Raw genomic sequence first — 21,777 nt, 5'->3', positions numbered from 1 at the left:
CGGGGTGCCAAAACGGCGACAATTGTCGGATTGCCAGACCCTCTCGCGTCGGCCGGCTTCAGTACTCGCGCTCGTAGAAAACGCCGCCCTTGGCTTCGCCGGCGTCTGTGGCCTCGCCGCGCAATTTGACGCCGCGCCCGACGTCGAGATCGACCGCCGCCTTGCCCGAACCCGGCTTGTCGCCCTTCTGGATGGTCACATAGGTGCGGTCGTTGAGATATTTGCCCGCCGAGACCGCGGTGCCGCCCTCCTCGTCGGTGACGACGTCGAGATCGTCGACGCCGATCGCGCTGCGCAGGTTCTGGAGCAGCGAGGTCGAGCCGCCGACACCGGCCAGCTGCGCGGCGGCTTCGGCAAGCTGGGCGATCTGCAGCGGCGACAGGTTCGACATCGAGCGGCCGAAAATCAGTTGCGCCAGGACCTCGTCTTCCGGCAGCGCAGGCACCGACGAGAAATTGAATTTCGGATTGGTCGCCTCGCCCGACACCACGATGGTGACGGTGGCGCTGCTCGTCGTCGATGTCGCTGTGAGGTTGAGATAAGGCACCAGCGAGCCTGAAAAGCCGACCGTGCCTTCGGTGAAGGTCAGCCGCTTGGCGAGGATCGTCAGCCGCCCGCGCTGCAAGGTGAAGGTGCCAACGGCCTGCGGCGACGATGCCGGGCCGGTCAGCCGCAGCGAACCGCCAAGCTCGGCATCGACACCCCTGCCCTGGATGAAGATCTGGCTCGGCGCGTTGACCGTGACATCGAGGTTGAGGCCGCCGCCACCGCTGCTGCCGCTCGCCGTCGCCGGGCGCAACGCCTTGTCCTGCGCGCGCACGGCTGCCGGTGCGTTCTTGTGCTTGACGTCGAGCGCCGCCAGCGAGCCCGGCAGCTTTTCGGGAACGGTGATGACGGTCTTGGCCAGGTTGATCGTACCCGAGATCACCGGCGCCGACGCGAGCGGCCCCTTGATGGTCAGGTCGCCACTGAGGTTGGCGGTGACCACCCTGCCGTCGGTGTAGCGGCCGTCGACGAGCTTGACCGACAGATCGGCTGGAAAACCCTGCGCCGGACTGATGCCGACCGTGCCGCTGGCCGACAGGCTGCCGCGCGTCGACAACTTGCCGGTCAGGCGGTTGATCCTGGCGACGCCACCGCCGATCACCACATCGGCGGTGATATCGTTGATCGCAAGTCCCGAGCGTGCATCGATCAGGCGGGCACCTGACGTGCGGACCGTGCCTGTGATCACCGGCGACGTCGCCGGGCCGCGCACCTTCAAATTGACGTCGGCCGTGCCGCTCAAAGACAGGCCTTGAGCGGCAAGTGTCCGGGTGAGGAAAGCGAACGGCACCTTGCCGGCAAAGTCGAGATCAAGGGTGGGCGTGCCTGATGTCGTCATCGTGCCGCCGCCCTTGAGGCCGAGACCGGCGGCATCGCTCATGCTGGCGTCGAAGGTCAGCCTGTTGCCAGAATATGTTCCGGAGGACGAAACGCCCATGCCGCCGAAACCGGCACCGCGGGTCTGCGACGTCTGGACGCCTGCGGCGTCGATCTTGAAGGCGACGGCCGGATTGGCCGGCGCGCCCGTCACCTTCACCGTGCCCGATATCGAGCCGGCGGCATCGAGGCCCGGCGAGAAACTGTTGGCCAGCGACATCGGCACCCGCGCCAGCGTCGCGTTGAGATTGAGCGCCTCCCCGACCTTGCCCGAAACCGTCGCCGTGCCGCCGCCGAGGTTGAGTGCGAGCTTGTCCAGGCTGGTCGTGCCGTTGGCGATGGTGATGGTCGAGGCCTGAGCGATCGCCGCTTTGATGCCGCGCATGGTCGCCTGGCCGGAGGTGAGCTCGACGGTCGTCGTGCCGTTGGCGACCCTGACGCGGCCGGCGGCCCTGGCCGGCATGTCCTTGACGTTGGCGCCGCCGGAAAAGCCTGTCCAGTCGCCGTCACGCTTGAGATCGAAATCGATGCCGCGAATGACGGTGCCGCCGGAGGTGACGCTGTCGGCACGGATCTTTCCGGAGATCACCGGTGCCGCGAGATAGTTGGCGATCGATGCATCGATAGTGACCGTCCTTGCCGAAACATCGCCGCGTGAAATTGAAGCCGTCGAAGCCTTGATGGTGACCTCAGGCGCATTGCCGGTCTTCGAGAAGACGATCGTGCCACGCACGTCGCCTTCCGCCTTTTCCAGCGCAAGGGCTGCGAGCGGTCCGATATCAGGCAGGTCGAGCGCCACGGTGCCATCAGGCACGAACGCCTCGTCAAGTGCCAGGTCGCCTGATACCCGGTTCTTGCCGAGTGACAGCAGAAGCCCGTTGATAGCGCGCTTGCCGTCTGACGTCGCCAGCACGGCACGGCCTTGCAGGGGCTGGCCCGCGACATTTCCGGTCAGTTGGACATTGGCCGCCGGGTTGGCGGCATCGGCCTTGCCGGTGGCGGTGAGCCTCAACCCGGTGATCTCGCGTTCGGCCACCGAGAGCCGGTCGCTGTCGACCGTCAGCGACAGGTCAGGCGCGGTGCCGGCGCCTTGCGCGTTCAGCGCGAAAGCGATGGCGCCCTGGGCATCCCCGGACAGAAGCGAGATGTCGGTCAGCGCGCCCTTGATGTCGACGGCGAGTTGGTTGTCGGCAAGGCTGGCCTGCCCGTCGGCGGTCAGCGCGCCGGATACCAGTCTGATCGCGTTCGCGTTGACATTGCCATTGGCGTCACGCTTCAACGCGGCACTGAGTTCTGTCCGCTCCGCGAGCATTCCGCGCGCTGCCGCCGGCAGCGCTGCGGAAGCCGCATCCGCCCTGAGGTTGAGATCGATGGCGCCGTCGGTCAGCGAGACCCTTCCGTCGAAGCCGGTGTTCAGCGCGTCGCCCGTCACCGACCCGCTGTCGATCACGATGGCGTCGGTCGCCAGACTGCCGGCGACCTTGGCGGTGACCTTGCCGGCGATCAGCGGCGCGATGGTCGGATTGTCCAGGCCGATCTTGTCCGCCGTCACCGTGCCGGAAATCGGCCCTGTCCGGCTTTTCACGTCGAAGGCGTCCGAGTGCAATGCCAGGGTGAGCACCTCGACCTTAGCTAGGTTGGTGGCGACCGACGGCAGTGTCGCGGAGATATTCAGCGTCGATTGCATGCCCTGCCCCGCGACCTCCACCGACAGCGCCTGCAGCTCGAGTTTGATCGGGCTCTCGGTGCTGCCAAGCGCCAGCGGCAGACTCGGGCCGGTCGAGGCGAGGTCGAGCGCAAAATCGCTGGCGCCGTTCGGGTTGATGGTGCCGGCGGCCTTGCCGGAAATTTTGTCACCGGCAAGCGTCGCATGGTCGATGGCAATGCCACCGGCAGAGGAGTAGCTGCCTGCCGCATCGACATTGAGCGACCCGAGCCCCGCCTGGCGGGTCTGGCGGGTCTCGGCGCCGCTGAGCTGCGCACTGAAACGAATGTCGGGGGATGCCGACGGTCCCGTCACTTGCGCTGTTCCGCCGAGCGTGCCCGCGGCGTCGAGGCCGGGTGAAAAATCATTGGCAAGGGCGGCCGGCAGTGCGGAAAACTCTGCCGCGAGGTCGAGCGTCGGGCCGGCGGTGCCGGACACGGTCACCGATCCGCCGCCGACATCGAGCATCAGCTTCTCGATGCTGGCCATGCCATTGGCGATGTTTAAGCTCGACGGCTGCGCGACCGCCGCCCTGATGCCGCGAATGGCCGCTTCGCCGGAAGCGATCTCGACACTTGTCGTGCCGTCGGCGATCTTCACCCTGCCTTCGGCCCTGGCCGGAATGTCCTTGACGGTGGCGCCGCCGGAAAACCCGGTCCAGTCGCCTTCGCGCTTGAGATCGACATCGATGCCGCGAATGACGGTGCCGCCGGAGGTGACGCTGTCGGCACGGATTTTTCCGGAGATCACCGGTGCGGCGAGATAGTTGGCAATCAGCGCATCGATGGTGACCGTCTTTGCCGAAAGATCGCCGCGCGAAATTGAATCTGTGGTCGCTTTGATGGCGACATCAGGCGCATTGCCGGTCTTCGAGAAGGCGATCGTGCCACGCACGTCGCCGTTAGCTTTTTCCAGCGCCAGGGCTGCGAGCGGACTGATATCGGGTAGATCCAGCGCCACCGTGCCGAGCGGCAGGAAGCTATCGTCGAGAGCAAGGTCGCCCGAAACTTTGTTGTCGCCCAGTGACAGGCTTAGTCCGTCTATGGACCGCTTTCCCTGCCGCGTTACCAGCGACGCCTTGAAATCGAGTGGCTCGTCATTGACGGATCCGGTTAGCGAGATATCGGCCGCCGGGCTGGCGATGTCCCCCTTCCCCGTCGCGGTAAGCTTTAGCCCGGTGATTTCTCGCGCCGCCATCGAAAGCCGGTCGCTGTCGACCGTCAGTGACAGGTCAGGCGCGGTGCCGGCGCCTTGCGCGTTTAGCGCGAAAGCGATGGCGCCCTTGGCATCCCCGGACAGAAGCGAGACGTCGGACAGCGCGCCCTTGACCTCGGCGCTGACCTTGTTGTCGGCGAGGCTGGCCTGCCCGTCGGCGCTGAATGCACCTGATACCAGCCTGATGGCGTTGGCGGTGACATTGCCGTTGGCGTCGCGCTTCAGTGCCACGCTGAGCTGCGTCCGCTCGGCGAGCACGCCGCGCACTGCCGCCGGCAGTGCCGCGGAAGCCGCAACCGCCCTGAGGTTGAGATCGATGGCGCCATCGGCCAGGGAGACCCTTCCATTAAAGCCGCTGTCCAGTACCTCGCTCGTCACCGAGCCGCTGTCGATCACGATGGCGTCGGTCGCCAGACTGCCGGCGACCTTGGCGGTGATCTTTCCGGCGAGCAGCGGCGCGATGGTCGGATTGTCCAGGCCGATCTTGTCCGCCGTCACCGTGCCGGAGATCGGCCCTGTCCGGCCCTTCAGATCGAAGGCGTCGGAATGGAGCGCAAGCGCGAAGCCTTCGGCCTTGGCGAGGTTGGTGGCGACCGACGGCAGTGTCGCGGAGATATTCAGCGTCGATTGCATGCCCTGCCCCGCGACCTCCACCGACAGCGCCTGCAATTCGAGATTGATCGGGCTCTCGGTGCTGCCAAGCGCCAGCGGCAGACTCGGGCCGGTCGAGGCGAGGTCGAGCGCAAAATCGCTGGCGCCGTTCGGGTTGATGGTGCCGGCGGCCTTGCCGGAAATTTTGTCACCGGCAAGCGTCGCATGGTCGATGGCAATGCCACCGGCAGAGGAGTAGCTGCCTGCCGCATCGACATTGAGCGACCCGAGCCCCGCCTGGCGGGTCTGGCGGGTCTCGGCGCCGCTGAGCTGCGCACTGAAACGAATGTCGGGGGATGCCGACGGTCCCGTCACTTGCGCTGTTCCGCCGAGCGTGCCCGCGGCGTCGAGGCCGGGTGAAAAATCATTGGCAAGGGCGGCCGGCAGTGCGGAAAACTCTGCCGCGAGGTCGAGCGTCGGGCCGGCGGTGCCGGACACGGTCACCGATCCGCCGCCGACATCGAGCATCAGCTTCTCGATGCTGGCCATGCCATTGGCGATGTTTAAGCTCGACGGCTGCGCGACCGCCGCCCTGATGCCGCGAATGGCCGCTTCGCCGGAAGCGATCTCGACACTTGTCGTGCCGTCGGCGATCTTCACCCTGCCTTCGGCCCTGGCCGGAATGTCCTTGACGGTGGCGCCGCCGGAAAACCCGGTCCAGTCGCCTTCGCGCTTCAAATCGACACCGATGCCGCTGATCACGGTGGTTCCCGACGTGACCGTATCGGCCTTGATCGTGCCGGAGATCGCCGGTGCCTTGAGATAGTTGGCGACCAGCGCGTTGACGGCGATGGTCTTCGCCGCCAGATCGCCGCGCGAAATAGACCCGCTCGTGGCATCGATCGCAACTGCCGGCACGCCACCATCATTCGAGAGGCGGATGCTGCCCTGCACGTCGCCGGCCGCCGTCTGCCCGGCAAGTGCGGCCAGCGGGCCGATATCGAGCGCTTCGAGTGTCAGTGTGCCGAGCGGCAGCAAGCTGTCGTCGAGCACGAGATCGCCCGAGACCTTGTTGTCGGCCAGCGATAGGCTAAGCCCGTTGAGGGAACGCGTTCCGTCACGCGTCACCAAAGATGCCCTGAGATCGAGCGGCTGGTCGTCGACGGACCCTGTCAGTGCGACATCGGCAGCGGGATTGACGATGTCGGCCTTGCCCGTCGCTGTCAGCTTGATCGTCTTGACCGTCCGGCCCGACGCGGTCAGGCTGTCGCTGTCGGCCGAGACCGAGAAATCCGGCGCCGTGCGCGCGCCGCTCGCCGTCAGCGCGAAATCGACGGCCCCGCCGACCGGTACGCCGACCATCGGCGACAGCACCGAAACATCGCCGAGCGTACCCTTGATGTCGGCCTTGATGTCGGTGCCCGTCGCGCTGGCGGTGCCGCTGGCGCTGAGCGAGCCCGAAGTGAGTTGCAGCGCGTTGGCGGCAAAGGAACCTTGCGGGTCACGGGTCGCGGTCGCCGAGAATGTCACGCGCTTGCCCAGAACCGAGCGGATCTGCGGCGGCAGTGCAGTCGAGACGGCATCGGCATTCATCTTGAGCGTCATCGCCAAATCGGCCAGCGTCACCCTGGACGTCACCGAGGCATTGAGCGCATCGCTGCGCAGCGTGCCTTGATCGACGACGATTTCGTCCTTGCTGACCGACCCCGCGAGATCAGCGGTCACCCTGCCGGTCACCAGCGGCGCCAGCGTCGCCACGTCGGTGTTCAGGCCGCCGGCCGCAAGCTTGATGGTGACCGGTCCGCTGCGGTCCTGGATATCGAAGCCGTCGGAATGGATTTCAGCCACCAGATCGTCCACCCGCGTGCCGCCCGCCACCACCGAGACCAGGGACGCGCCGATGTCGACTATCGGCGCCTTGCCGCCGCCGAACGCGCGGGCCGTGGCGCCGGTGATCGCGACCGTCACCGGCTGTGCCGCAGCGCCGAGGCTGAGCACGATCGGTGGGCCCTTGGCGGCGAGCTCCACCGAAAGGTCGCTGGCGCCATTGGGGTCGATGATGCCCGCGGCCGTGCCATGCACGGCATCGCTGTCGATGCTGGCGCGCTCGACTTCGACGCCGCCCGTCACGATCGCGGTTCCGGCAAGGTCGAAACTGGTCTTGCCGGCAAACAAGGATTTCAGATTGTCCGGCAATAAGCGCTGGAAATCGCCGTCGCCCTTTGCCTCGACATAGTTGCCCTTGTCGGTGAGCTGGTGGCGACCGGTGAGCTGGGTGACGATCTGGCCGTCGACGACGAAGGTACCGATGCCGCTCCAGTTGGCGACCGGCCCCGTGCCGGTGACGACGACGTTGATCGGCGGCGCATCCGGCAATTTGAGCAGATTGGCGATGATGCCGCCGGCCGGCTCGGATGCCTTCAGATCGAGATCGAGCTTGTTGTCGGCGGGCGCAAAATGGATGTTGGCGTCGACCTTGCCTTGCTTGCCGTCGTGGCGGGTGATGTTGAGGCTGGTTTCTAGCGCCAATGGCGCCGCGTCGGCCTTGAACGAACCCTTGGCCGCGAGCTCTGCAATACCGCTGCCGGCCAGGGCCTGCCCGAGCGCGATTTCTGGCAGGTCGATCTGCTTGATGTCGAGCGACACCGGCAGCGTGGGGGCGCCACCCTGGCCCGGCTGCGTGCCGGCCACCGGCAGCCGCGCCAGCTCGATGCGATCGGCGGCGATGCGGCCGGCGCTGAAGTTTTTCGACAGAAGCGCCAGCGGCGACCAGTCGACGGCCACCTTGCGCGCCACCAGCCAGGCGCCCTGACGATCCTCCAGCACGACATGATCGACAGTCAGCGCGCCGGACCAGATGCCGTCGATGCCGCTGACCGTGACCTTCCGGTCATCGGTCGACGCCACGGTCGAGATGATGCCGGCGAGATTGTCGCGGCCGCGCTCGGTCTTGGTCAGCACGACGAGCGCACCGACCACCGCCGCCACTAGGATGAGCAGCGTGTAAAGGACAATGCGAAGGATGCGCTTGAACATTGTCATCAGAACGCCTGGCCGATGCCGGCATAGATGCCGAAATGCGGGTCATCGGGACCCCGGTTGAGCGGCACCGCCGCATCGATGCGCAGCGGTCCGAACGGCGTAATATAGCGCAGGCCGACGCCGGTGCCGACCTTCATGCCAGAAAAATCCGGGAATTGATTGGTCGAGACGGTGCCGACATCGACGAACGGCACGACGCCGATCGTGTCGGTGATGGCGATGCGCATCTCGACCGAGGTCTCGAAGAACGATAACCCGCCGATCGGCTCTCCGTCGATGTCCTTGGGACCGATGCCCTGATAGGCATAACCGCGCACCGAGCCGCCGCCGCCGGAATAGAAGCGTCGGTCGGCCGGAACATCCTGAAGGCCAGCACCGATGATCGAGCCGATGGCGACACGTTCGGCCAAGACGAACTTCGAGGCCGCGTCGAGCGACTGATAGGCCGATCCTTCGCCCCTCAGCTTGACGAAGGCCGCACCGTTCAAAATGTCGTAGCTCGGCTCGGCATAGGCCAGCGCCCTGAATCCCGTCGTCGGATTGAGCCGGCTGTCCCGGTTGTCGAAGACATATCGCAGCGGAATGCTGGCTATCAGATAGGTGTGCTTGCCGAAGGAATCGGTGATCTTCGAATAGTCGAGCGCGACTTCCGCGGAAACCGTCTGCTGCCTGTCGAGTTCATAAGACAGGCCGGTGTTGCCCTTGACCGAGAAATGGTCGTAGGCGTCGGGATGCTCTAATACGGTGTTGGCGCCGGCGAAGAATTTCGACGCCGGCCCGACCACGCCCGGTTTTTCGAACATGATGCCGGCATTGTAGTTGAGCTCGGTCAGCTCATTGCTGCCGATACCGCTGATTGCGCCCTCGATACGCAGCTTTTCGGCACGGCCGAACAGGTTGCGGTGGCCCCAATAGCCTTCAAGGCCGAGCCCCTCGGTGTTGGAGAAGGTGCCGCCAAGGCCGAAATAGCGCGGCTTGCGCTCGCTCACTTCGACGCCGATCGGGATGTTGCCGTCGGCATCGAGACTGTCGGCCTCCTTCAGCGTCACGCTGTTGAAGACTTCCAGCCCGAGCAGGCGGTCGCGCGCCTCGTCGATCTCTTCCGGCGAATATTGGCGGCCGCGCTTCAGGCCGGTCATATATTCGGTGAAATCGCGGTCGACCTTTTCGGTGCCCTCGACCGTGGTGTCGCCGTAGCCGGCAACCGGCCCGGCCGCCACAGTCAGCGTCACGTCGAGCGTCGAGGTGGCGTGGTCGGCAATGATCTCGCGCTCCGTCACCTTGGCCAGCGGCCTGCCTTCCTCTTTGAGCGCCCGCACGATCGACGCCTCGGCCTTGAGCACGGCACCGGAACCGGCATCGCCGCCGGCGATCAGGCCGAAATCTGCCCCCGCCAGCCCCGCCGCATCGCCCGCCAGCCTGATGTCGCCAAGCGTGAATTTCGGCCCGGTCGCAATGTTGATCACCACCGGAATCGGCTGCGGACCCGAAAATTCGGCGTCGGGCGGCAAATCGTCGAGCGGCTTGCCTTCGATGGTGATGGTGACGACGCCCTCGTAACGGGCGTCCGCATAAAGTGCGGCGACAAGCTGATCGCGGTCGCCACGCGCCTTGGCCAGCAGGCCGAGCGAACCAGAGACTGGACGTTCTTCGTCGTCCTTCAGCGCCGAGGCGTTTTCGAGCTTCTCGGCGAGATCCTCGTCGGCGTCAGGCGCCTCGATGGTCACCGCATAGCGCAACGGATCGACGATGTCGGCATCTTCATCCTCCGACGATCCCCACAGCTTGATGCCGAAGATCTCGAAAGCGGCCGCATTTCCGCTCGCGGCAACCAGTGCAGTCGAACATAGCAAGGAGAAAAGCAAAGCGAGCGAAAACACGCGCCGTGGCGCGGTTCCTCCCGACATCTGCTTTTCATACGCCGACATTACAACTCTACCCTAGCGTCCAAAGCTAAAATTGGAATGAAGTTCTGAATTGCTCGTAAAGGGGCCACAATCCAATTGTCTGAAATGGACAGGGCTTGGAATTCACACCTTCTGCGTCACCGCAAGAATGCGTGATCCCTGTCCTATGGAGGTACTACCGGTCATCCGCCGGAAAGGAAACCGTTGGCAGGCGGAACCTGCCGCGTCCTCGTGTTGACAAGGCTGACTGAAGCTTGAACATGTCCGGACGTAACGTAAAGCAGTGTCTGGAGGGGTTTATGGCAATGCGCGCGGCTCGTGGTCTGTCGATTCTTTTCCTTCTCTTTTTCACCTGGAGCGGTGTCGCGCAAGCGGCCGAAGCGCGCCGGGTGGTGACGTCAGACAATTCCGATTATTTCGGCTTCGATCTCAGATCCGACCAGAATGTCAGCCTCGACCAGTGCAAGACGACATGCCTGGGCGATCCGGCCTGCCGCGCCTTCACCTACAACCCCAAAGCCAAATGGTGTTTTCTCAAATCCGACTACAACACGCTGAAACCCTTCAAGGGCGCCGTCGCCGGCAAGGTCGTTAACATCGATGGCGACCTCGATATCGGCGCGCCGCCGGATCTCGCCTTCTTCCCCACCTGGATGGCCGACCAGGCCCAGCAATACCGCAACAGGCTCACAGGCCCGGCCTACACCAAGCCCACCGAAGGGCTGACGGCACTGAGGGAGGCGGCCGAACAGGCGTCGCTGACCGGCGACCACCGCTCGGCCATGCAGAAATACGAGGCTTTGGTTTCGGTATTGCCCGATGATGGCAAGCTCTGGTTCGAACTGGCGCAGGAAACGCTCGCCGTGCAGCCGACCGCCAACAGCGCGGAGGCGTCTACCCTGCCTGCGAACGCCACCTCCGCCGGCTTCAACGCCTACAAATTGCTGCGCACCACCAAGACGCGCGCCGCCGTGCTGGCGCTGCTTGGCGCCGCGCTCGATCGCCGCGACCTCGCCCGGCCCGCCCTGCAGGCTTACGAAGCGAGCCTCGCGCTGGTCAATTCTCCGGCGGTCAAGGCCGATTATGAAGACTTGAAAGCGCGCAAGGGCTTTCGCGTCATCGATCACACGGTCGAAGCCGACACCAGTGCGCCGCGCATCTGCGCGCAGTTTTCCGAAGATCTGGTCAAGACCGGCGTCGACTATTCGCAATTCGTCACCGTCGACAACGCCGCTCCCAAGGGCGTCGAGGCCAAGGACAAGCAGATCTGCGTCGAAGGGCTCGAGCACGGCCAGCATTACGACGTGACCTTCCGCCCCGGCCTGCCGGCCGCCATCGGCGAGGTGATCACCGCACCGGTGGTGCTGTCCATCTATGTGCAGGACCGCGCCCCGTCCGCCCGTTTCACCGGCGACAGCTTCGTGCTGCCTGCCGGCGCGCGCCGCGGTATTCCGGTCGTCACCGTCAACATGAACGCCGCCGAAATGAAGCTCTATCGCATCGGCGACCGCTCGCTGACCCAGCTTCTGTCCGGCTACCAGTTCCTGCGCCAACTTGACGGCTATGACATCACCAACATTTCCGATCAGATGGGCGAGCCGGTCTGGCAAGGCCAGCTCGACATCGCCAACGACCTGAACAAGGAAGTCACCACCTCCTTCCCGGTCGACGAAGCACTGCCGCAGCGCAAGCCCGGCGTCTATGTGCTGACCGCGCAACCGGTCGACGAGAATGACAACGACTATGATTCGCGCGCTACGCAATGGTTCGTCGTCTCCGATATCGGCCTGTCGACCTATACCGGACAGGATGGGCTGAACGTCTTTGCCCGTTCGCTCGGAACCGCCAAGCCGATATCAGGTGCTGAACTGACGCTGCTCGCCAGGAACAACGAAATCCTCGGCACCGCAACCACGGACGCGGAAGGCCGCGCCGTCTTCAACCCCGGACTGACGCGCGGCGACGGCGGCATGGTCCCGGCGGTGCTGACAGCCAAGCAAGGTGACAGCGACTTCGTCTTCCTCGACATGGGCCGCGCCGGCTTCGATCTTTCCGATCGTGGCGTCACCGGGCGTCCGGCGCCGGGCGCACTCGACGTCTATGCCTGGACCGAACGCGGCATCTACCGCGCCGGCGAGGACGTCCACGTCGCGGCGCTTGCCCGCGACGGCGCCGCCAAGGCCGTCGAGAACCTGCCGTTGACCTTCATCTTCACCCGTCCCGACGGCGTCGAGAACCGCCGCATCGTCAGCGACGGCGCATCGGCCGGCGGCCATGCCGTCGACCTGCCGCTCGAACCCAACGCCATGCGCGGCACCTGGACGGTGGCGATACACACCGACCCCAAGCAGGCGGCGGTCGCCAGCCAGATGTTCCTGGTCGAGGATTTCGTGCCGGATCGCATCGAGTTGGACCTGTCCTCCGACAAGCAGGAGATCGCGCAGGGCGAAACTGCCAACGTCACCGTCGACGGCCGCTTCCTTTATGGCGCGCCGGCCGCCGGGCTGGCGCTCGAAGGCGAACTGACGCTGTCGACCACCCGTGACTGGGACCGCTTCAAGGGCTATTCCTTCGGCCTCGCCGACGAGCAGTCGGCCGAACCGTCAATCACGCCGTTCACGGATCTGCCGGTGGTCGGTGAGGACGGCAAGGCGACCTTCCCGGTTTCCGTCGACCAGTTGCCCTCGACCACCAAGCTCGTCGATGCCAAGGTTACGGTCAGGATGCGCGAGACCGGCGGCCGCGCCGTCGAGCGCTCGCTCAACATCGGCATCCGGCCGCAGGGCCACATGATCGGCATCCGCCCGGATTTCGACGGTGACGAGGTGCCGCAAGGCGGCACGGCGAAGTTCAGCCTGATTGCGGTCGACCCCGACGGCAGGCGCGAGGCGCTGCAGGGCGCGCAATGGTCGCTGGTCAAGGTCGAACGCAATTACCAATGGTACCGCTCAAGCAATTCCTGGAACTATGAGCCGGTCACCTTCACCAAGTCGGTGGCCAACGGCCAGGTCGACCTGACCGCCGACGGCGAGGCCACCGTCTCGCTGCCGGTCGACTGGGGCCGCTATCGGCTCGAGATCGAGACATCGGACCCGGAAGGCCCGGCGACCAGCTACGAATTCGACGCCGGCTGGTATGTCAGCTCCACCACCACCGAAACGCCTGACGGCCTCGAAATCGCCCTCGACAAGGACAACTACGCGGCGGGCGAAGTGGCCAAACTCAAAGTGTCGCCGCATTTTGCCGGCGAGCTGCTCCTCACCATCGGCGCGGACAAACTCTTGAAAACCGTCACCGCCAGCGTGCCGGCAGATGGCAGCACCATCGACATCCCGGTCGGCGACGACTGGGGCGCCGGCGCCTATGTCACGGCAACGCTGTTCAGGCCGGGCGATGCGCAGGAAACGCGCATGCCGGCGCGCGCCATCGGCGTCAAATGGCTGAAGGTTGATCCGGGCTCCAAGAAGCTCGCCGTCACCCTGACGCCGCCGGACAAGACCATGCCGCGCCAGCAGCTGTCGATCCCGGTCTCCGTGGCCGGTGTGCAGCCGGGTGCCAACGCCTATGTCATGGTCGCGGCCGTCGATGTCGGCATCCTCAACCTGACCAATTACAAGGTGCCGGATCCTGAGACCTGGTTCTTCGGCCAGCGCATGCTCGGCCTTGAGGTACGCGACCTCTACGGCCGTCTGATCGACGGCTCGCTGGGCACATCAGGCAAGCTGCGCACCGGCGGCGACGGCGCCAACATACAATCGCAAGGCAGCCCGCCGACCGAAAAGCTGGTCGCTTTCTTCTCCGGTCCGGTCCCGCTCGACGCCGACGGCAAGGCGCGGATCGACTTCGACATCCCGCAATTCAACGGCACCGTGCGCGTCATGGCCGTCGCCTGGACTAAGGACGGGGTCGGCCATGACCAGTCCGACGTGATCGTGCGCGATCCGGTGGTGATCACCGCCGGCCTGCCGCGCTTCCTGGCGCCTGAAGATTCGGCCGTCATGCGGCTCGACGTCACCGACGCCGACGGCCCGGAGGGCGACTATGCACTGTCGATAAACACCACCGCCAATCTTTCGACCGGCAGTGCCGCCCTGCCCGAAAAGCTGACGCTCGCCAAGGGTAAGCGGCAGACGCTAACCGTGCCGCTGATCGCTGAAACGCCGGGCAACGCCTCGATCACCATCAAGCTCGCCCATGCCGACGGCACCGCTGTCGAGCAGACGCTGTATGTTCCGGTGCGCCCGGCGCAATTGCCGGTGACCACCCGCATGGTGGTCGACCTCAAGGGCAATGGCGGGTCGCTGCGCGTCGACAAGGAGCTCCTGGCGGCAAGCGTGCTCGACGGCGCTTCGGTTAGCGTCGGCGTTTCGCAGGCGGCGGCCTTCGACGTGCCGTCGCTCCTGATGACGCTCGACCGCTACCCCTATGGCTGCGCCGAGCAGACCACCAGCCGCGCCATGCCGCTTCTCTATGTCAACGAAATGGCATCGGGCGTCGGCATGGCCAGCGACGCCGACCTGCGCGGCCGCATCCAGGACGCCATCTACAAGGTGCTGAGCTACCAAGCTTCGGCCGGCAGCTTCGGCCTGTGGGGCCCGGGCTCCGGCGACCTGTGGCTCGACGCCTATGTCACCGACTTCCTGACCCGGGCGCGCGAGCAGAAATACGACGTGCCGACCCAGGCGATGAACCAGGCGCTGAGCAATCTGCAAAACGCGATCGGCTACGACCAGGACGTCAAGGATCGCGGCAGCCAGATCGCCTATGCGCTCTATGTACTGGCCCGCAACAAGAAGGCCTCGATCGGCGATCTGCGCTACTATGCCGACACCCAGATCGAAGCCTTTACCAGCCCGATGGCCGTTGCCCAATTGGCGGCGGGCCTGGCGCTCTATGGCGACACGCAGCGCTCGGAAGCCACCTTCCAGGCCGCCCTGCAACTGGCCAGTTCAAGCTCAGCATACGACTACTATAGGTCCGATTATGGCTCGCCGCTGCGCGACGGCGCGGCGATGCTGGCGCTTGCCGCCGAATCGAAGCCGGTGCCGACGATCGTGCCGGCGCTTATCAAGCGGGTGACGCAGGAACGCGCCGCCGTCAGATGGACCAGCACGCAGGACGAGTCCTGGATGCTGCTGGCGGCCCGTGCACTGAAGGCCGGCAACGATTCGATCGCGCTGACCATCAACGGCGCGCCGCATGCCGGCGCCTATTCGGACCAGATCGCCGGCAGCGACATTGCCGACAGCCCGCTGACCGTCGCCAACACCGGCAGCAACCCGCTGCAGGCGGTCGTCACCACGGTGGCCTCGCCGATCCAGCCGCTGCCGGCCGGCGGCAACGGCTTCACCATCGGCCGCACCCACTACAAGCTCGACGGCACCGAAGCCAATGTCACGGAGGTGACCCAGAACGAACGCTATGTCGTGGTGCTCAATATCTACGAGCAGAACAAGTGGCCGTCGCGGCTCGTGATCACCGATCTGCTGCCGGCCGGCTTCGAAATCGACAATCCGGGCCTGGTTTCCAGCGCCCAGTTGTCGAACTTCTCGTGGCTGGCTCAGACCGACGCCGCCCATCTCGAATTCCGCGACGACCGTTTCGTCGCGGCCTTCAATCCGAACGATGGCGACGGCGACCGCAACATTACGCTCGCCTATGTCGTGCGCGCGGTGACACCGGGCACCTATGCCCATCCGGCTGCAACGGTCGAGGACATGTACCGGCCGCAATATTCGGCCCGCACCGCGACCGGGATGATGGAGGTCAAGGCGCCATAAGGCGCCGATGGCGGCGAATATGGCGATGGCGCTGCCCCTCATTGCCCTGCCGGGCATTTCTCCCCGTACAGAGACGGGGAGAAAGAAGCTTGCGCCGAAGTTTTCGCCAACCTCGAACGTCGCAGAAAAGGCGCCAAGGGTCGCGACAGCCCCCTTCTCCCCGTCACTATACGGGGAGAAGGTGCCGGCAGGCGGATGAGGGGCAGCGCCGTGCTTTACCGAAAAATCCTGCGCCGTTCGGCCATCGCCGCCGCCTTCCTCGCCGGCTTAGCAGCAATCGCCGCGGGCGGGCTTTGGCAGCTCGACCGCGCCTTTCCGCCGCCGTTGCCGGCCGAACTCACCGTGTCGACCGAAGTGCAGGACCGCGACGGCCAACTGTTGCGCGCCTTCGCCACGCCGGACGGGTATTGGCGGCTCGCCACCCGCCTCGACCAGGTCGACAAGCAACTCGTCGACATGCTGGTGATTTACGAGGACAAGCGCTTCTGGGATCATGAAGGCGTCGACGTGCTGGCGCTGGCCCGCGCCGCCGGCCAGTTCGTGGCCAATGGCCGTATCGTCTCCGGCGGCTCGACACTGTCGATGCAACTCGCCCGGCTGGCAGAGCCGCGCGACAGCCGCAGCCTAGGCTCGAAGATCAAGCAGATGCTGCGCGCCCTACAGATCGAGCGGCGGCTCACCAAGCGCGAGATCCTCGAACGCTATTTGACGCTGGCGCCCTATGGCGGCAACCTCGAAGGCGTGCGCGCCGCCTCGCTGGCTTATTTCGGCAAAGAGCCGAAGCGGCTGACGGTCTCGGAGGCGGCCCTGCTTGTTGCCCTGCCGCAGTTGCCGGAAAAGCGCCGGCCCGACCGCAATCTCGCAATCGCTCATGCCGCCCGCGACCGGGTGCTGGCGCGCATGGTTTCATCGGGCCTGCTCGGCGAGCGCGAGGCCGCACGCGCCGCGCTCGACGACGTTTCAGGCGTCCGCCGCACGCTGCCGGCGCTCGCCGCTCACGCCGCCTACGCGGCGCTTTCCAAGGCCGGCCCCGGCCAGAAGCTACAACTGACGATCCGCAAAAGCGTCCAGGAAGGGCTGGAACAGGTGGCCAGGGATGCCGCAACCAGGCTCGGCCCCCGCCTGTCCGTCGCCATGGTGCTGGCCGACACCCGCACCGGCGAGATCCTCGGCGAAGTCGGGTCTGCCAACTATTTCGACGCCAGCCGCTCCGGCTGGATCGACATGACCAGAATCGTCCGCTCGCCCGGTTCGACGTTGAAACCGTTCATCTACGGGCTCGCCTTCGAACAGGGATTGGTCGCGCAGGAAACGCTGATCGACGACAGTCCGACGGATTTTTCCGGCTACCGGCCGAAGAATTTCGACATGGGCTACCAGGGCGACGTCAGCATCCGGCAGGCGCTGCAACTGTCTCTCAACGTGCCGGCGATCAGTGTGCTCGACGCGGTCGGGCCGGCGCGGCTGCTCGCGCGCTTCCGGCAGGCCGGCGTCACGCCGATCCTGCCCGTCAACAAGGCGCCGGGCCTCGCCATCGGCCTTGGCGGCGTCGGCGTGACGCTGCGCGACCTCATCCAGCTCTATGCCGGGCTTGCCAATGGCGGCAAGGCCCACACGCTGCATGACGGCACCGAGCCGGCGAATGCCGAACGCTCCACAGCTACCATCCTTGACGATCAGGCGAACTGGCAGATCACCGACATATTGTCGGGCGTCAAGCCGCCCGAGGGTGTCGCCCGGCGCGGCATCGCCTACAAGACCGGTACCTCCTACGGCTACCGCGATGCCTGGTCGGTCGGCTTCGACGGGCGCTACGTGCTGGGCGTCTGGGTCGGCCGCCCCGATGCCGGCGCGGTGCCTGGCCTGTCCGGCTATGTCTCGGCCGCACCGATCCTGTTCGAGGGCTTTGTCCGCTCCGGCCTGGCTCCCGTGCCGCTGCCAGGCCAGCCGGCCGGCGTCACCAGACGCAGGCGCGACGATCTGCCGGTGACATTGGAGCGTTTCGGTTCTGGCGCCGACGGGCTGGTCCAGGCGACGCCGACCGAGCCTGCGCCGACGATCATCTTTCCGCCCGACGGCGCCCGCGTCGATCTCGGCACCACCGCCGCCAGGGCCTCGCCGCTGGTGCTGAAGCTGCAAGGCGGCCGCGCCCCGTTCCGCTGGCTGGCCAATGGCAAGCCGCTGGTCGGCATCGACCGGCGGCGCAGTGCGACCTGGCAGCCGGACGGCGCCGGCTATTCGACCCTGACCGTGATCGACGCGGTCGGGCGCGCGGCCAGCGTGAAAGTGTTCGTTGAATAGAATGCGCCAAGCGATTCAGCGCATTGCGTTTTGCGCCCTGCTGTGGGCTGCCGATACCGTTTCCGCGGACCTCCCCGCCGGCTTCGTTCGGCTGGCCGACATCGATCCCACCATCCGGCAGGACGTCCGCTATGCCCGCACAGTCAATTTCCTGCGCCGCAAGGCGGCCGGCTACGACGCGCCAGTATGCATCCTCACCGGGCGAGCGGCGGAAGCGCTCTCCGGCGTCCAGAAAGCGATTGCCGCCAAAGGCCTGACGCTGGTCGTCTTTGACTGCTACCGCCCTGCGCGCGCCGTCTCCGACATGGGCGAATGGACGAGAGAAGGCGGACCACCCGACCCGCAATGGTATCCAGTGGTCAAGCGAAAGGACCTCATCGCCAAAGGCTATGTCGGTGAACTGTCGACGCATTCGCGCGGCTCGACCGTCGATGTCGCCATCGCGCGAGTCGACCGCAACACCGCTCCGAAACAGGCCTGTGGCGCGCCCGATGCCGACACGCTCGATTTCGGCACCGGCTTCGACTGTTTCGACCCGATGAGCGAAACGGCGCACCGTCCGCTCGCCGGGGTAGCAACCGCAAATCGCAAGAGGCTTGTCGAGGCCATGCGCGCCGGCGGCTTCAGGAATTATGCCCGCGAATGGTGGCATTTCACGCTGGAAAACGAGCCGTTTCCAAAGCAGCGCTTCGATTTTCCCCTCACCGCCGACTAAATCACTGATCGCTGCGAAGCAAATCGCGTCCAGACCACATCGAGCCATTGCCGAGGCGCGATCTCCAGATAGATCGCTGCATGAGCCCGGATTCGGCACCCCGCCGTCGAGAGGAAAGAATTTCTTCATAAGGCCAAATGTCGGCGGAAAATTGCTTCGAACGGACAAAAAAAGCAACATTGAGTGCATCTAATTTCTACCAATTCAGTAGATTGCAGCGATCTCAACGGAGGCGTAAATGACCAATCCTCATTTCAGGAAACTGCTCGGCGCCCTGGTCGCTGCATCGGTCCAATTCGGAACACTCGGTTTCGCGTTTGCCGATACCACCATCCTCAACGTGTCCTATGATCCGACGCGTGAGCTGTACAAGCAATTCGACGAGGCCTTTGTCGCCCACTGGAAGGCCGAGACCGGTGAGACGGTAACCGTCCAGCAATCGCATGGCGGGTCGGGCGCACAGGCCCGCGCCGTGATCGACGGCCTCGACGCCGACGTGGTGACGCTGGCGCTCGAAGGCGACATCAACGCGATCGTCTCGAAATCGAAGAAGATCAATCCCGACTGGAGGACCAAGTTCGAGAACAATTCGGCGCCCTACACCTCGACCATCGTCTTCCTCGTCCGCAAGGGCAACCCGAAGGGCATCCACGACTGGGGCGATCTGGTCAAGGACGACGTCCAAGTGATCACGCCAAACCCCAAGACCTCGGGCGGCGCACGCTGGAACTATCTCGCCGCCTGGGCCTATGCCAATGCCAGGGATGGCGGCGACGAAGCCAAGACCAAGGAATTCGTCGGCAATCTCTACGCCCATGTTCCGGTGCTCGACACCGGTGCGCGCGGCGCGACCGTAACCTTCGCGCAAAAGGGCCTGGGCGACGTGCTGCTGGCCTGGGAAAACGAGGCCTATCTGGCGCTCGACGAGTTCGGCGCCGACAATTTCGACATCGTCTACCCGCCGACCTCGATCCTGGCCGAGCCGCCCGTCGCTGTGGTCGACGCCAATGTCGATGCCAAGGGCACGCGAAAAGTCGCCGAAGCCTATCTGAGCTACCTCTACTCCAAGGAAGGCCAGACGCTGATCGCCAAAAACCATTATCGCCCGTCGAAGCCCGACCTGGTGCCGGCGGAGGACCTCGCCAAACTGCCGGAGATCAAGCTGATCACCATCGACGATCCACTTTTTGGCGGTTGGAAGAAGGCGCAGCCTTACCATTTCGGCGATGGTGGTATATTCGACCAGATCTATAAGCCGGCCCAGTAGACCCAGTAAGCTAGACTCTAGATCAGGACGACATGACCACAGCACCCGCAAAGGCGGGGTGGCGGTTCAGACAGCCGAGCGTCATTCCGGGTTTCGGATTGACGCTCGGCTTCTCTCTTGCCTACCTCACGCTCATCATCCTCATTCCCCTTTCGGGGCTGGTCTGGCGATCGGCCGCGCTCGGCTGGGCCGATTTCTGGGCGATCGCCACCGACCGCCGCACCATTAATGCGCTTGAAATCAGCTTCGGCACCGCCTTCATTGCCGCCGCGGTCAATGTCGTCTTCGGCACGATCGTCGCCTGGGTACTGGTGCGCTACAACTTTCCTGGCCGCCGCATCGTCGATGCCATGGTCGACCTGCCCTTCGCCTTGCCGACGGCGGTGGCCGGTATCGCGCTGACCACGCTCTACGCGCCGAATGGCTGGCTCGGGAGCCTGCTGGCACCGCTCGGCATCAAGGTCGCCTACACGCCGCTCGGCATCGTCATAGCGCTGATCTTCATCGGGCTGCCTTTTGTCGTGCGCACCGTTCAGCCGATCATGGAGGAGATCGACAAGGAGGTGGAGGAAGTGGCCGCGACGCTCGGCGCCAATCGCTTCCAGACCATCGCCCGAGTTCTGCTTCCGGGCCTGGCGCCGGCCATCGTCACCGGTTTCGCGCTGGCTTTCGCACGCGGTGTTGGCGAGTACGGCTCCGTCATCTTCATCGCCGGCAATCTGCCCTACAAATCCGAGATCGCGCCGCTTCTGATCGTCATCCGGCTGGAGGAATACAATTATGCGGCGGCGACCGCGATCGCGGCGATCATGCTCGCTTTGTCGTTCGTGATGCTGCTGGTCATCAATCTGGTGCAGACGTGGAGCCGCAAGCGCTATGGCTGATCCGGAGATCAAATCCTACGCACCGCACCACGAAAGCCAGTCGGCGGCAGTGACCGAAAGCCGCCCGGCGAAAGCCGTGCTGATGATCGTGACCTTTGCCTTCCTCGGCATTTTCCTGCTCTTGCCGCTGATCGTCGTCTTCAACGAAGCCTTCGCAAAGGGCCTCAGTGCTTATACGGAGGCGCTGACCAACCCAGACACGCGCTCGGCGATCCACCTGACACTGCTGGTGGCGGCGATCTCGGTGCCACTCAATGTCGTCTTCGGCATCTCCGCCGCTTGGGCGATCGCCAAGTTCGAGTTCAAGGGCAAAGCCTTCCTCACCACGCTCATCGATCTGCCGTTTTCGGTCTCGCCGGTCATTTCCGGCCTGGTCTATGTGCTTTTGTTCGGAGCACAGGGCCTGCTCGGCGCCTGGCTGAAGGCGCATGGCATCGTCATCCTGTTTGCCGTGCCGGGCATCGTGCTCGCCACCATCTTCGTCACTTTCCCGTTCGTCGCCCGCGAACTGATTCCCTTGATGCAGGAACAGGGCAATGGCGACGAGGAGGCAGCGCTGTCGCTCGGCGCCAATGGCTGGCAGGCGTTCTGGTACGTGACGCTGCCCAACGTCAAATGGGGGCTGCTCTACGGCGTCTTGTTGTGCAATGCCCGCGCCATGGGCGAGTTCGGCGCGGTCTCCGTCGTGTCGGGCCACATACGCGGATTGACCAACACCATGCCGCTGCATGTCGAAATCCTGTATAACGAGTACAATGCCGCAGCCGCCTTCGCCGTCGCTTCACTACTTGCGGGCCTGGCGCTCGTCACGCTGGTCTTGAAAACACTTCTCGAAATGCGCTACGGCGCCGAGCTCGCCGCGACGCGCGGACACTAGATGAAATAAAGAGTTTGATGTCGCCCAAAGTGCGTAGCAGTTTCGGGATAACGACATGCATCGACAAAAAA

At 64.9% G+C, this 21,777-nt stretch carries 8 protein-coding genes; 6 read left to right on the top strand and 2 right to left on the bottom strand.

The window, feature by feature from the left end; genetic code table 11:
- Positions 1-58: 58 nt before the first annotated feature.
- Together A9K68_RS14330 and A9K68_RS14325 are read right to left on the bottom strand one after the other, a co-directional pair.
- On the bottom strand, positions 59-7,975 hold the full coding sequence (locus tag A9K68_RS14330; RefSeq protein WP_246811376.1) for a translocation/assembly module TamB domain-containing protein: 7,917 nt from the start codon (positions 7,973-7,975) through the stop codon (positions 59-61).
- Positions 7,975-9,903 (bottom strand): autotransporter assembly complex family protein, encoded by a 1,929-nt coding sequence (locus A9K68_RS14325; RefSeq protein ID WP_065006756.1) that lies wholly within the window; start codon positions 9,901-9,903, stop codon positions 7,975-7,977. Before A9K68_RS14325 ends, A9K68_RS14330 begins: the two co-directional genes overlap by 1 nt.
- Before the next feature lie 278 nt (positions 9,904-10,181).
- Between A9K68_RS14325 and A9K68_RS14320 the strand changes: the two genes are divergently transcribed.
- The 6 genes from A9K68_RS14320 to cysW all read left to right on the top strand — a co-directional run bounded on the left by A9K68_RS14320 (position 10,182) and on the right by cysW (position 21,706).
- Positions 10,182-15,662: an alpha-2-macroglobulin family protein gene (locus A9K68_RS14320; RefSeq protein ID WP_065006755.1), complete on the top strand. Its 5,481-nt coding sequence runs from the start codon at positions 10,182-10,184 to the stop codon at positions 15,660-15,662.
- A gap of 195 nt (positions 15,663-15,857) precedes the next feature.
- Positions 15,858-17,963 carry a penicillin-binding protein 1C gene (pbpC, locus tag A9K68_RS14315; protein WP_065006754.1) on the top strand — a complete coding sequence of 702 codons (2,106 nt, stop codon included), beginning with the start codon at positions 15,858-15,860 and terminating at the stop codon, positions 17,961-17,963.
- 1 nt (position 17,964) lies between these two features.
- Positions 17,965-18,678 (top strand): M15 family metallopeptidase, encoded by a 714-nt coding sequence (locus A9K68_RS14310; protein WP_065006753.1) that lies wholly within the window; start codon positions 17,965-17,967, stop codon positions 18,676-18,678.
- 238 nt (positions 18,679-18,916) lie between these two features.
- On the top strand, positions 18,917-19,945 hold the full coding sequence (locus tag A9K68_RS14305) for a sulfate ABC transporter substrate-binding protein (RefSeq protein ID WP_065006752.1): 1,029 nt from the start codon (positions 18,917-18,919) through the stop codon (positions 19,943-19,945).
- Positions 19,946-19,977: 32 nt separating this feature from the next.
- Positions 19,978-20,829 carry a sulfate ABC transporter permease subunit CysT gene (cysT, locus tag A9K68_RS14300; protein WP_029351596.1) on the top strand — a complete coding sequence of 284 codons (852 nt, stop codon included), beginning with the start codon at positions 19,978-19,980 and terminating at the stop codon, positions 20,827-20,829.
- Positions 20,822-21,706 carry a sulfate ABC transporter permease subunit CysW gene (gene cysW / locus A9K68_RS14295; RefSeq protein WP_029351598.1) on the top strand — a complete coding sequence of 295 codons (885 nt, stop codon included), beginning with the start codon at positions 20,822-20,824 and terminating at the stop codon, positions 21,704-21,706. Before cysT ends, cysW begins: the two co-directional genes overlap by 8 nt.
- Positions 21,707-21,777: the final 71 nt, after the last annotated feature.

This window comes from Mesorhizobium sp. AA22 (assembly GCF_001672375.2).
GTDB classification, from domain to species: Bacteria; Pseudomonadota; Alphaproteobacteria; order Rhizobiales; family Rhizobiaceae; genus Mesorhizobium; species Mesorhizobium wenxiniae.
The sequence above is the reverse complement of the archived record's forward strand: the minus strand, read 5'-3'. Positions and strand labels throughout refer to the sequence as shown.

What these genes read in the sequence shown, in the direction of transcription:
- A9K68_RS14325 (WP_065006756.1), bottom strand. Translation starts at nt 9,903, where the DNA reads ATGTCGGCGTATGAAAAGCAGATGTCGGGAGGAACCGCGCCACGGCGC.
- pbpC (WP_065006754.1), top strand. Translation starts at nt 15,858, where the DNA reads ATGAGGGGCAGCGCCGTGCTTTACCGAAAAATCCTGCGCCGTTCGGCC.
- A9K68_RS14310 (WP_065006753.1), top strand. Translation starts at nt 17,965, where the DNA reads ATGCGCCAAGCGATTCAGCGCATTGCGTTTTGCGCCCTGCTGTGGGCT.
- A9K68_RS14305 (WP_065006752.1), top strand. Translation starts at nt 18,917, where the DNA reads ATGACCAATCCTCATTTCAGGAAACTGCTCGGCGCCCTGGTCGCTGCA.
- cysW (WP_029351598.1), top strand. Translation starts at nt 20,822, where the DNA reads ATGGCTGATCCGGAGATCAAATCCTACGCACCGCACCACGAAAGCCAG.
- A9K68_RS14330 (WP_246811376.1), bottom strand. Translation starts at nt 7,975, where the DNA reads ATGACAATGTTCAAGCGCATCCTTCGCATTGTCCTTTACACGCTGCTC.
- A9K68_RS14320 (WP_065006755.1), top strand. Translation starts at nt 10,182, where the DNA reads ATGGCAATGCGCGCGGCTCGTGGTCTGTCGATTCTTTTCCTTCTCTTT.
- cysT (WP_029351596.1), top strand. Translation starts at nt 19,978, where the DNA reads ATGACCACAGCACCCGCAAAGGCGGGGTGGCGGTTCAGACAGCCGAGC.